The organism is Zobellia nedashkovskayae, from assembly GCF_015330125.1.
GTDB classification, from domain to species: domain Bacteria; phylum Bacteroidota; class Bacteroidia; order Flavobacteriales; family Flavobacteriaceae; genus Zobellia; species Zobellia nedashkovskayae.
The window spans coordinates 2,928,721-2,941,507 of sequence record NZ_JADDXR010000002.1 but is presented as its reverse complement, the minus strand read 5'-3'; the positions used below and the strand labels follow the sequence as shown (position 1 = coordinate 2,941,507).

Genomic DNA, 12,787 nt, shown 5'->3' with positions numbered 1-12,787 from the left:
TACAATTAAATAGAATGGTATTGATATAACATTAAGAAGAGAGCGTACAAATGAAGCAGGAATAATTGAATATCAATAAATTACAATTTAAAATATGTCTCAGCAATCAGAGGCGCCCGGCGCACCAGGAATGGAGGCTAGATGGACTTCTAGTACAAAAACAGGAATAGGCAAAGCCCTTAATTTCGCATCAGATGTTACTTTTACCCTTAGTCACGGTATTCTTAACGAAGCTTACTACCCAAGAGAAGATATTGCGTGCATACGTGATATGGGCTTTGTTGTTACCGATGGCCATGAGTTTTTTTCAGAAGAGAAAAGAGATACCGAACACTTTATAGAAACACTTAAAGATGGTATTCCCGCATACCGTATGATAAATACGGACAAGTTCAATAAATATCAAATCACTAAAGAGGTCATTGTTGATCCATTTAGAAATACTATTCTCCAACATATAGTTTTTGACCAGAAAGACCCGGAAATTCCTTTACGGCTATTTGCATTACTGGCTCCTCACCTAAACAATGAGGGCGGCCACAACACCGGATGGGTTGGCCAATATAAAGGGGTTGAAATGCTATTTGCCCATAACGGAAACATTGCATTGGCTATGGCCTGTTCCTCAAAATGGGTGAAACGTTCCGTGGGGTTTGTAGGAGCGTCTGACGGTTGGAGAGATATTCGCCAACATGGAAAATTAGAATGGGAATATGATCTTGCCACTAATGGGAATGTTGCACTTACCGGAGAAATAGATCTTACAGAAAAAGATTTTGTTTTGGCTATAAGTTTTGGAAGAACCTATTTAGAGGCTGCTAATCACGCAAGGGCAAGTATTTTAAATGGTTTTGAAACTGCAAAAAGAAAATATATACAAGAATGGCAAACCTGGCAAGACACCCTACCAAATATACCTGCCTCAAATTTTAAAATGAGTGCTGCGATGTTACGTATGCACGAAGCCAAAAATTTTCCTGGAGGTATTATCGCTAGTCTTTCCATTCCCTGGGGAGGTACAAAAGGAGATTCGGACAAAAGCGGATACCATGTAGTTTGGCCAAGAGATTTGATAGAAACAGCGGGCGGATTTAACGCGCTGGAAACAAAAGCAGATGTATCCCGTATCGTAAACTATTTGATGTCTACCCAAAATGAAGATGGTAGTTGGCCACAGAATATGTGGTTACAAGGAGAACCTAATTGGGATGGTCTGCAGATGGATCAAATTGCCCTACCAATTCTGGAAATCCTCAAAGGTTACTTACGTAATACAATGGGAATAAACCGAATGAAAAGATATTGGCCTTTGGCAAAAAAAGCGATTACATTTCTTTTAAAGAACGGACCGTATACCAGTCAAGACCGTTGGGAAGAAGAGGGTGGTTTTTCTCCCTTTACGATGGCCACAGAAATTGCCGCCTTATTGGCCGGAGCCGAACTTGCAGAAATAAGTAACGAAAAAGATTTTGCCATCTATTGCCGGGAAACTGCAGATAGTTGGAACGATACTATAGAATACCGTACCTATGTTACGGGTACTCCCCTGGCCCAAAAACATGGTGTAGAAGGGTATTATATTCGTATAAATCCTTTTTCAGATATTCCTGCAACGGAACTGGGTGATCGAACTATTAAACTTAAAAACCATCATGCTGATTATGGAAAAACAAAACTAAGCGAACTGATCAGTGTAGACGCCTTGGCATTAGTTAGGTTTGGTCTTCGGGCAGCCGATGACCCAAAAATACTGAACACATTAAAAGTTATAGATGCGGAATTAAAGGTTGAAACTCCTAATGGAGATTGCTGGTACCGTTATAATAATGATGGTTATGGCGAGCAAGAAAACGGAGACCCTTATGATGGTACAGGAATAGGTCGTGCGTGGCCGTTGTTAACCGGAGAAAGAGGTCATTATGAAATAGCGGCAGGTAATATAGAAGAGGCTACTAAGCATTTAAAAGCTATGGAGGCTTTTGCAAACAACGGTTTATTACCCGAACAGATATGGGACAAAGCTGATATTCCCGAAAAAGGATTATTCTTAGGCGAACATACAGGTTCTGCCATGCCTTTAACTTGGGCGCATGCAGAATATATTAAACTCTGCATTTCTATACAGCACAATAATATTTTTGATATGCCCAGCCAAACTTTTGAACGTTACCAGAGGCGAAAAAAGAAATCAGATCATAAAATATGGCGTTTTGACAATGGAGCCAGAACACTTCCAAAAGGAAAAACATTACGAATTGAGACCTTAACGGAATGTACGGTGCATTGGACAGATGACGACTGGAAAACCACCTTTATCACAGAGTCCCAAAATATGAAATTTGGCATTTTCGTTACCAATATTATACCTACGACCACCCAGTCTACCTCATTACAATTTACATTTTATTGGAAAGAAGAAGACAAGTGGGAACAGAGAAATTATTCTGTGATCGTAGCAAATGAATAATGAAAGGTTGATGATTATGAAAACTCATTAAACCGTAGAATAATAAGATTACTCTTTAAAAAAAGTAGACATGCAGATGTCTACTTTTTTTTTGTTCTATATCATACATATTCAACAAAAAACAGGCAGTAGAAAGTGATATTCACCTCTGCTGCCTGTCTTCCAATTACCAACCAACTCTAAAAAATACCACTGTCTTAAAAAGCCACTGGTGTTTTTCTTATACTAAGCTTTTTTATGGTGATTTAAAATTTTGCCTTTTGCATTCGTATGCACATGTATTTTTTTACCATGGTTTTCTAGGATAACTCTATAACGTTTTTTTGCTTTTCCATTGCCCAATTGAACCATGTCGTAAGAATCTTTTTCAAATTTCCAATTTGGATATTCTTTTGCAATAGATCTGCTTACGGCATATGGTAGTGCTACATTTTTAAAATGCTCTGTAGTTTTAAGAAGGTTACCATCTCTGTCATAAGTAGCTGTCAGTTCTTTTCCTTTCTCTTTCATTATTATTTGAAAGGTATCGTAATCTGCATTAGAATCTATATTTGGGTTAATGTAAACATCTCCCTCTACATATTCTACAGGCAACGCATTGTACTCCACAATTGAGAAACCCGGAAAATCTTCTTCCACTGCGGTTACTACTAACTCGGGTACTTCTTCTACTTCTAATCTGGCTCTAAAGAGTAGGTCTTGTGCATTAGATTGAAAAGCCAATCCCATTAAAATAGCACTTAATATTACTGTTTTCATCTTTTAAAAATTTAATATAGATTTCAGTTAAAATTATTTTTAATACTTAGGCAGATACAGCTTCTTTTGAGTGAATATCTACCTCATCTGCAGATGAATCGGACATTATTTTTTTTGCTTTTTCCAAATCCTCAGAAGATCCGTGAGCAATAACTAAAAACTTATCTGCCTTTAAAGCGGTCTCGTACCGTAGCACACTATCCTTGGGTACTCCAATACCAAAAAGAGCTCCGCCAAGAGCAGATAGTCCACCAACAACAACTGCGCCTTCAAGACCACCTATTAATGATGATACGATTGGACCTGCCAACATAACTGGTCCTATGCCTGGTATTAAGAAAAAACCGGCGCCAAAAACAAGGCCCCAAATACCGCCCCAGAAAGCACCTGCAGATCCCCAGTTTTTCATTCTATCACCGGTATTGTAAAACCCGATAACTTTGTCTTCCTCGTGATAATCTTTACCAACGATAGAAAGTTTTTTCATATCAAAGCCTGACTGTTGTAGTTCTTTGACCACCTTTTCGGCTTTCTGATGCGAATCGCATATAGCGACTGTTACTCCATTTTTCATATGCTTCTTTATTTAGTTATGAATTAAATTTTAAATACTTATCATCTTTTGATAGGTCAAAATTATCTTGATTGATAAGCGATACGAATGACCTAGATCAGTTACCCTAGGTTTTAGCCTTTTTTTAACAAAGCAGTAATTTATTTTTGAGATTGATACGAGCCAGACAAACGAGGTTTCATATAGAAATAAAGAGTTACAATTTCTAAAGGGAGGTCTCTTCCTTATTCAAAATACGTTTAAGTAAAATGGAATAGATCGGTGCATTACCCAACATTGTGGTAAAGACGGAAGCTGTAACCGCAGTGAAAATCAATGGTAATATCAACTCATAATTTGCCGTCATTTCTACCGAAAGCGCCAAACCTGTAAGTGGAGCCCTAATGGTTGAGGCAAAGATGCCCGCCATACCGGCAACACCAAAAATAGCTGGATCAGGCACCAGATCTGGGAAAAAATGTTGTGCTACACCGCCAAAGAGCATCCCTAAAATGACCCCTAAAGTTATTAAAGGAGTAAAAATACCTCCTGGCACTCCTGAGCCGTAACTAAGAACAGAAAGAATAAAACGGACAACAAACAGCGCTAAAAGAAATTTCAACGTAAAAGAACTATTGTGAACATGTGAAATGGTGGTGTAACCTGCCCCGATCATATCTTCTGAATACAAACCTACCGCAGTAATGATTAAAGCCATACACAACGCAATGGTAACATAGCTTACTTTCATTTTTTTGAATAAATCCAAAGACCTAATCAATAACTTATTAAACATAATTCCAACAACACTTAGCACAAGTCCCAACAATACAAACAACCATATCCCGGATAATTCTTCAAAAGTGAAAATGGTTGTTTTAAGAATAGGTCCGCTCCCAACCAACAACCGTACTACCATATCTGCAGAACCGGCGCCGATCATAAGTGCTGCTAATGAATAAAAATTAAACTTAAAATGGCCGTTCATCTCTTCAATAACAAAAATAATACCTGCAAAAGGAGCGTTAAAAGCACTTGCCAAACCTGATGCCGCACCCGAGCTAATTAAAGGGTTGTCCTCTTCTGCAGATTGCTTAAAAACGTCTTCTGCCATCTTGCCCACGTTAGCACCTATCTGCACGGTTGGCCCTTCACGACCCAATAACAAACCACTACTTAAGGAAAATATAGAAGCGATAAATTTAATGGGCAAAACCCTGCGCCATCTCACCGGTCTTAAACCATCTAGTGCGCCTTCAATTTCTTGAATTCCACTACCAGCGGTTTCAGGAGCGTATTTCTTGACCAAGAATATTGAAAACCAAATACCAAAAAAAGTGAAAAGCGTAGGCCAGAGCCAATTTTGCCAAGCCTGATTAATCTCTCCTATTTGAAAAGTTGTCCTAAGCGCAGCTAAACGAGCAAGAATCAGCCTAAAAACAGAGCTCAACAATCCGGTAACCAAACCTACCAAAAGCGCATTAAACAAAAGTCTATAGTTACTGACATCTAAATCCACGAACCTATAGCCTACACGGCTTATTTTTCTATTGTTCATTGGTTATGCTAAAACTGTTTCCAAATTAAATATGGTGCTACAAAATTAGATGGTGCACACTGCATCTAGTATGACACAGATCAGTTGTTAAAGCACTATTTTTTATTTTTTTAGATATGACCCAAGTCATTCCTATTTGGTTGAAGGTCGTTTAATTTTGGGGGTCGCATACAACTACAAATTCAACAAATAGATTTGAAAATCAAGACTCCAAATAAGATAAGGCAATCCATAAATGAAATAGGGGAACTCTCCTATTTTGCAGGTCGTTTCTTTAAGGAAGCGTTACGGCCACCTTTTGAATTCAACGAATTTTTAAGGCAATGTTATCAAATTGGGTATAGATCACTAACCTTGGTCTTGGTAACGGGTTTCATAATAGGGTTGGTTTTGGATTTACAATCACGTCCTACAATGATTCAATTTGGTGCGGTTTCTTGGATGCCCAATATGGTGGGTATTTCTATCGTACGGGAGTTGGGCCCTGTTATAACGGCTTTGGTCTGTGCGGGACGTATTTCTTCGGGAATAGGTGCTGAATTAGGTTCCATGCGCGTTACAGAACAGATTGATGCCATGGAAGTATCTGGCACCAACCCTTTCAAATATTTAGTGGTTACAAGGGTTATGGCGGCTATATTAATGCTTCCGTTACTCGTAGTTGTAAGTGATGCCGTATCCCTTTTTGGTTCGGCTTTAATAGAAAACATAAAGGGAAACGTTTCTTTTCAATTGTATTTCAATACTATTTTTGACGCCCTGTCCTATACCGATTTAATACCCGCGCTCATTAAAACATTCTTCTTTGGTTTTGCTATTGGACTGGTGGGTTGTTTTAAGGGGTATTACAGTAAAAAAGGAACGGCAGGTGTTGGTGTAGCAGCAAATACGGCGGTAGTAATGACCTCTTTACTTTTATTCGTTATAGATTTTGTGGCAGTTTTTATATCCAACATATTTTTTGATGTGTAATGAAAGATCAAAAGAACATAGACGTAATGGAAAAGACTTCGGACCAAAAAGAAGTCATCATAGAAATTAAAGATCTCTATAAAAGTTTTGGTGACCATAAGGTGCTTGACGGATTTCATATGAAACTGTACAAGGGTGAAAATCTTGTAGTTATGGGTAAATCCGGCTCTGGAAAATCTGTCATGATAAAATGTCTAGTGGGTCTAATGCAACCAGATAGTGGTTACATTTCTGTTCTGGGAAAGGAAATAAAGAATTTAAATCGTGAAACCTTAGATGTGCTAAGGTCCGATATTGGATTTTTATTTCAAGGAAGTGCGCTTTATGATTCCATGACCGTACGGGAAAACTTAGAATTCCCAATGCGGCGTCACAAAGAAAAATTTGGCAACATAAAGGATACTACGCCACTAGTAATGGATGCCCTGGAAAGTGTTGGTCTTGCACATACAATTGACCTTATGCCAGAAGAATTGTCTGGTGGAATGCAACGTAGAATTGCCTTGGCCCGCACCTTGATTTTAAAACCTAAAATCATTCTCTATGATGAGCCTACAACCGGATTAGACCCAATTACATCCAAAGAAATTATTGAGCTAATGCGCAACATTCAGATAAAATATGGCACATCTTCATTAATCATAACACACGATGTGGATTGTGCTAGAGTCATTTCTGATCGGATGATCTTATTGGTAGATGGTATAAATTATGCAGAGGGCAAATACAGGGATTTGATACAATCAAAAGACCCTAAAATAGAGGCCTTTTTTAAAAAATAGATCATGGAAAAATCAGCATCGGAAAAATTTAGACTAGGAATTTTTGTTCTCATTGGATCGGTATTGTTAATAATAGTCATCTATATGATTGGGAACAAACAAAATATGTTTGGGAACACCTTTACCCTTAACGTTACTTTTGACAACATACGTGGGCTACAGAACGGTAATAATGTTCGTTATGCGGGTATTAGCATTGGTACGGTAAAAGATATTGAAATGATCAATGATACCACCATACAGGTAGGTATGCTTATTGACAACAAAATGCAAAAGCATATCAAAAACAATTCGATTGCCAATATTGGTTCAGATGGTTTGGTAGGTAGTATGATTATTAACATCGTTCCTGGTACCGGTGAAGCACCTTATGTTAAATCTGGCGATGAAATTAAGTCTTATAGCAACGCTGCCACATCAGACATGATGAATACCTTAAACGTAACCAATGAAAATGCCGCGGTATTAACAGAGCAATTGCTAACTATTACACGCTCCATAAATGACGGAAAAGGTACACTGGGCCGTTTAATTAATGATACCATTATGGGTCATAATTTAAACCAAACATTGATCAATCTAAAATACACCACTAATGATGCCCAAGAGACCATGCAAAAATTAAACGCACTTGTAGAAAGTTTTGATACCAAAGAAAGTGTGGTTGGAACTTTATTGAGTGATCCGCTCTCCGGAGAAAAAATACGTAACGTTCTTACCCATCTTGAGAATTCTTCCATAGAAATTGAAAAAACAGCTGAAAATCTCAACACTGTAGTTGATCGCATTAATGGTGGTGATGGGGCTATCAACTATCTAGCTACAGATACTACATTGGTACATCAGCTTCAAAATTCAATGAAAAATGTAGATGAAGGTGTGCTAAAATTCAATGAAAATATGGAAGCATTAAAACATAATTTCTTGACCCGTGGTTATTTCAAAAAACAAGAAAAGCAGAAAGAAAAAGTACAGAAAGAATAGCCTAAAACATAATCAGTTTGCTTTAAATTCATGCATTCATGACTTGTATCATACATCATTTTTGAATACTGTAATACCTTCATACCCTCAAAACAATTACAAGGAAGAAATTAGTGCTTCTCCCAATTGATTGCGATGTATATTTTTTTTACATAAAAAGGATAAAGTATCACTATATATTGAATAAAATGAATTCAAAAATCACATCTATTTCGGCTCTCGAGATATTGGACTCTCGAGGAAACCCTACATTAAAGGCGTATGTTACTTTAGATGATGGAACAAAAGCTTCTGCCTCAGTACCATCAGGAGCATCAACCGGTATGAACGAAGCGTTGGAACTACGTGATGACGAAAAACGCTACAGTGGAAAAGGTGTTCAAAAAGCCGTGGAAAACGTTAATAAAAAAATAGCTGCAGCCCTAATAGGAATGCATGCAGTTGACCAAAAAGATATTGATTATACCATGATAGAATTAGATGGTACCGAGAATAAATCTCAGCTTGGTGCCAATGCTATTTTGGGCGTTTCCATGGCAGTTGCTAAAGCAGCGGCCGTATCATCTAACCTGCCGTTATATAGATATTTAGGCGGATCCAATACCTTGCGTGTTCCCGTGCCGTGCATGAATATCCTAAACGGTGGCGAACATGCAGATAATAGTGTAGATTTTCAAGAGTTTATGCTCGTGCCGCACGGCGCTCCAAATTTTAAAGAGGGGCTTCGTTACGTTGCGGAAACTTTTCATGTACTAAAAAAACTATTGAAAGATAAAGGCCTGGCTACCAGCGTTGGTGATGAAGGCGGGTTTGCACCTAATTGCGCAAGCAATGAAATTGCGATAGAATTTATTATTGCAGCAATTGAAAAAGCAGGGTACCAACCTGGCAAGGATTTATCCGTTGCCATTGATAGTGCGGCCAATTCCTTTTCTCCTAATTTAGATAACAAATATAACCTTACCAAGTCCGGTGCGGGTAAAATGACAACTGATGAGCTTATTCACCTTTCTGGCGAATGGTTAAAAAAATACCCGATTATCTCTTGGGAAGACCCTCTTTCTGAAGGTGATTGGGACGGGTTTGCTAAATTCACTAAAAAATTTGCAGATAAAATTGAAGTAGTTGGTGATGACATTTTTGTTACCAACAGAAAATATATTCGTAGAGGAATTAGCGAGAAAACCGCTAATTCAGCGCTAATTAAATTAAATCAGATAGGTTCGGTAACAGAAACCATAGAAGCGGTGCGTATGTGCCGTGAAGCAGGATGGCGTTATTTTCTGTCTCACCGATCAGGAGAAACCGAAGATACTTTTTTAGCAGATTTTGCCGTGGCTATGGATGGTGGACACTTAAAAGCAGGTTCCGCATGTAGAGGCGAACGTGTTGCCAAATACAACCGTTTGTTAGAAATAGAACATGAGCTTAAAGGGCGCTCGGAATATTGTTGGAAATAAATAAGTATCTTATCAAATACAAGAACATTTCTTGGAAGTAAATGCTATATTTATATAGTTTAGATCATGCATTTTTATAATAAATTAGAATTATGATGGACATATCAGTTAGCGAAAGTACCCGCGTTCTTAGAAATAATTATAACGGTTATCTCTCCTATATTGCAGATGAAAAACCTTATGTGATTCCTATCACCTACTTTTTTGATGCTGAAGACAATAGTATCATAAGCTATACAGCAGAAGGGCATAAAATAGATGCCATGCGGAAAAATGATTCTGTTTCTGTACTAGTGGAACAAGTACATTCTATGGTTAATTGGGAATCCACTCTTATTCACGGTACTTTTGAAGAGCTTGATGGTTCTACAGCTAAGCAAAAATTACATTTGTTTACAGAAGGTATTAAAGCCATTATACATCGAAAAGAACATAAAAACCCTGAGTTCATCAATGAATTTTCTAGTAAGTCCTATACTAGAGGAAACCCTATTGTATACAAGATAAATATCCTTGAGATTACCGGTAAGCGTCGGGAGACTTAGAAAAAAATTTAAAAAATTAAATTGAATCAATTCTTGATGTTGATAGTTATCAAAAACTGTTTTAAAATGTGTTACGGTATTAAAACTCGTGATTCATTTTAAAACAGTTTTTTTATACCCAATCCTATTACCTGCCCTTCTTTATAGCCGTCAAAACGGACCTTATAATATAATAAATCTTTATTATTCTTCTCTGCGCATTGTGTGTCTTTTATCCATTTAGTATTCTCACTAACTAACCATTTAGCACAAGTCTTATTCCGTGTAACAAAGAGATCTTTTTAAAAGAAAAAACATAGAAAAAAGTGATATTTAAATAAGAAATAACTTACTAAAAATCATCGTAACTATTTAATAATCAAAATTATATAAATAATATTCTTCTGCATGATTTGTATCATAAATACAAATCATACTACCTCCTACTTTTGTATAAAATTAAGGCCGTCATCAGTAAAGATGGTTCGTACTAAAAGTCTATATAATGAAACGTTGCTCAATAATTTTACTAGCTATAATGCTCTTACCAATAAGCTGGGCCTATTCTCAAACTTTAGAATTAGACTACTGTCAAGAGAGAGCCAGATCTCTTAGTCCTATTAAAAAACAAGAGCTATTATACGAATCCCAAGCAAATTTGAATATTAAAAATTTGAATACTCTAAACCTACCGCAATCACGTTTAAATGGTACGTATAATTACCTATCGGATGTATTGGATATTGGTATTGATATTGCAGGATTGGATATTGCAGAAATCCCTCAAAATCAATACACCTTAACATTAGATATATCTCAAAAAATTTATGACGGGGGTTATGTAAAAAACGCCAAAAAAATGCAAGAAGCACAATTAGCTGCCAACGTAAAAGGAATGGAGGTTGATTTGTTTGAGATAAAGGGAATGATAAATACGCTTTATTTCAATGCATTGGTCTATCAAGAAAATGAAAAATTACTGGGAACTGTAGTTGATGAGTTGAATGGACAACTTAAAAAAATAATGTCTGCGGTAGAAAATGGTGCTATGCTTAAAACTAACGCCAATATTCTTAATCAGCAAATATTAAAAATTCAACAACAAATATTAGAAGTGCAATTAGGCCGTAAGGCGGTGATTGATATGTTAAGCGATTGGATAGGAGAACCTATTTCTCCTGATGCGGAATTTGCACTTCCCCTCATAGCAGACCAGGATTTAAGCCAAGATATAAGTAGGCCAGAACAGCAATATTTTGATTTGATGGAGGAAAATCTAGAGTCTCAAAAGAAAGTACTTAATGCCCAAGTTTTACCTAGTCTATCTGGTATAGCTCAATTAGGGGTTGGGAGCCCAAACCCTTTAAATTATTTTGAAACAGATGCCACAGAATATTATGTGGTTGGAGCAAGTTTGAAATGGAATTTTTGGGATTGGAAACAAACATCCCGAAAAAAGAAAGTATTAGAAATCAATAAAGAAATTCTCTCCAGCAAAAAAGAAGACTTTGAAAAGAAAATCAACATAGCATCAATTCGTGATAAATCTAGCATTGATACCTATAACCAACTTATAGAAAAAGACAAAAAGATATTAGAACTACAGGAAGATATCGTTAGAAAAAGCTATTCCCAATTTCAAAATGGTGTAATCACATCAACAGAATACATCATAGAAGTTAACAAAAGAACTGAGGCCCAATTGAATCTTCAGATACATGGAATTCAAAAAATACAATCAGAAATTAATTACCTGACCACTAAAGGAAATTTATAACAATTAAATAGATAAGAAAATGAAATATTTTATAGGTGTTATCATTTTATGCTTTGGACTTATAAGCTGCTCTGGCGAGAAATTATCGGATGCTTATGGGAATTTTGAGGCCGATGAAGTGATTGTGGGCTCTGAAGGCCAAGGCAAAATACTTTCTTTTAATGTAAAAGAAGGAGAGCAAATAAAGGCGGGTACAATAGTGGGTTATATTGATACTATGCAACTATCCCTTAAAAAACAACAGCTGATTGCCAGCATCAATTCGGTCACAGCTCAAACCATGGATGTTCAAAGTCAGTTAAACATTTACAGAGAACAGAAAAACAATATTCTACGAGAACAAAGAAGAGTAGAACATATGTTAAAGGATGAGGCCGCTACCCAAAAAGAATTGGACAATATAACTGGAAATATAGAGGTAGTAGACCGCGAGATTGAGGCGGCCCGTAAAAAACTGGAAACCGGTAATAGAGGCATTCTCAGCCAAATAGAGCCCATAGAAAAACAAATAGATCAGATTAATGATCAAATAAATAAGAGCCTAATTATAAATCCTGTTTCCGGAACGGTTCTTACCAAGTATTCCGAAGAAATGGAACTTGCTGGCTATGGAACTCCCCTATATAAAATTGCAGGTTTAGATAAAATAACGCTTAAGGTTTATGTAAGTGGTGACCAACTATCTCATATAAAAATAGGGCAAGAAGTAGAAGTGCTGATCGATGATACTAAAAAGGAAAACCGCTCTTTAAAAGGAACTATTAAGTGGATTGCTTCTGAGGCAGAATTTACGCCAAAAATTGTTCAGACCAAAGACGAACGTGTAGATATGGTTTATGCGGTTAAAGTGCTTGTATTAAATGATGGGTACTTAAAAATTGGTATGCCTGGAGAAATCAATTTCACGAGTAATTCCGAAAAAAACTCATCAGTTGAGAAAAAATAAATATA

11 protein-coding genes are annotated in these 12,787 nt (G+C 36.8%); 8 read left to right on the top strand and 3 right to left on the bottom strand.

The genetic code is table 11. The features are described from left to right. Window positions 1-94: 94 nt before the first annotated feature. Window positions 95-2,467, top strand: a complete 2,373-nt coding sequence (locus IWB64_RS12325; protein WP_194534283.1) for a glycoside hydrolase family 15 protein — start codon at window positions 95-97, stop codon at window positions 2,465-2,467. 225 nt (window positions 2,468-2,692) lie between these two features. Here IWB64_RS12325 and IWB64_RS12320 read toward each other — a convergent pair whose 3' ends face one another. The 3 genes from IWB64_RS12320 to clcA form a co-directional block, all read right to left on the bottom strand. Then, complete coding sequence (locus tag IWB64_RS12320) at window positions 2,693-3,226, bottom strand: hypothetical protein (RefSeq protein ID WP_194534282.1); 534 nt, start codon at window positions 3,224-3,226, stop codon at window positions 2,693-2,695. 46 nt (window positions 3,227-3,272) lie between these two features. After that, a complete protein-coding gene (locus IWB64_RS12315) occupies window positions 3,273-3,800 on the bottom strand; it encodes a general stress protein (RefSeq protein ID WP_194534281.1) in 528 nt (175 codons plus the stop codon). Between the two features lie 205 nt (window positions 3,801-4,005). Next, on the bottom strand, window positions 4,006-5,337 hold the full coding sequence (gene clcA / locus IWB64_RS12310) for a H(+)/Cl(-) exchange transporter ClcA (RefSeq protein WP_194534280.1): 1,332 nt from the start codon (window positions 5,335-5,337) through the stop codon (window positions 4,006-4,008). A gap of 195 nt (window positions 5,338-5,532) precedes the next feature. On the opposite strand from clcA, the gene IWB64_RS12305 reads away from it, so the two are divergent. From IWB64_RS12305 to IWB64_RS12275, 7 genes are all read left to right on the top strand, one after another. Then, window positions 5,533-6,309: an MlaE family ABC transporter permease gene (locus IWB64_RS12305; protein ID WP_194534279.1), complete on the top strand. Its 777-nt coding sequence runs from the start codon at window positions 5,533-5,535 to the stop codon at window positions 6,307-6,309. Further along, the gene (locus IWB64_RS12300) at window positions 6,309-7,091 is read left to right on the top strand and encodes an ABC transporter ATP-binding protein (protein ID WP_194534278.1); all 783 of its coding nucleotides are present in this window, start codon (window positions 6,309-6,311) and stop codon (window positions 7,089-7,091) included. Before IWB64_RS12305 ends, IWB64_RS12300 begins: the two co-directional genes overlap by 1 nt. Window positions 7,092-7,094: 3 nt before the next feature. Next, entirely contained in the window at window positions 7,095-8,075 is a 981-nt protein-coding gene (locus IWB64_RS12295) for an MlaD family protein (protein WP_194534277.1), read from the top strand. Between the two features lie 188 nt (window positions 8,076-8,263). Continuing rightward, window positions 8,264-9,535, top strand: coding sequence for a phosphopyruvate hydratase (gene eno, locus IWB64_RS12290; RefSeq protein ID WP_194534276.1), 1,272 nt, complete (start codon window positions 8,264-8,266; stop codon window positions 9,533-9,535). Between the two features lie 92 nt (window positions 9,536-9,627). After that, window positions 9,628-10,080 carry a pyridoxamine 5'-phosphate oxidase family protein gene (locus IWB64_RS12285; protein ID WP_226975865.1) on the top strand — a complete coding sequence of 151 codons (453 nt, stop codon included), beginning with the start codon at window positions 9,628-9,630 and terminating at the stop codon, window positions 10,078-10,080. 484 nt (window positions 10,081-10,564) lie between these two features. Next, a complete protein-coding gene (locus IWB64_RS12280; RefSeq protein ID WP_194534275.1) occupies window positions 10,565-11,836 on the top strand; it encodes a TolC family protein in 1,272 nt (423 codons plus the stop codon). Window positions 11,837-11,855: 19 nt separating this feature from the next. Continuing rightward, complete coding sequence (locus IWB64_RS12275; RefSeq protein ID WP_194534274.1) at window positions 11,856-12,782, top strand: HlyD family secretion protein; 927 nt, start codon at window positions 11,856-11,858, stop codon at window positions 12,780-12,782. Window positions 12,783-12,787: the final 5 nt, after the last annotated feature.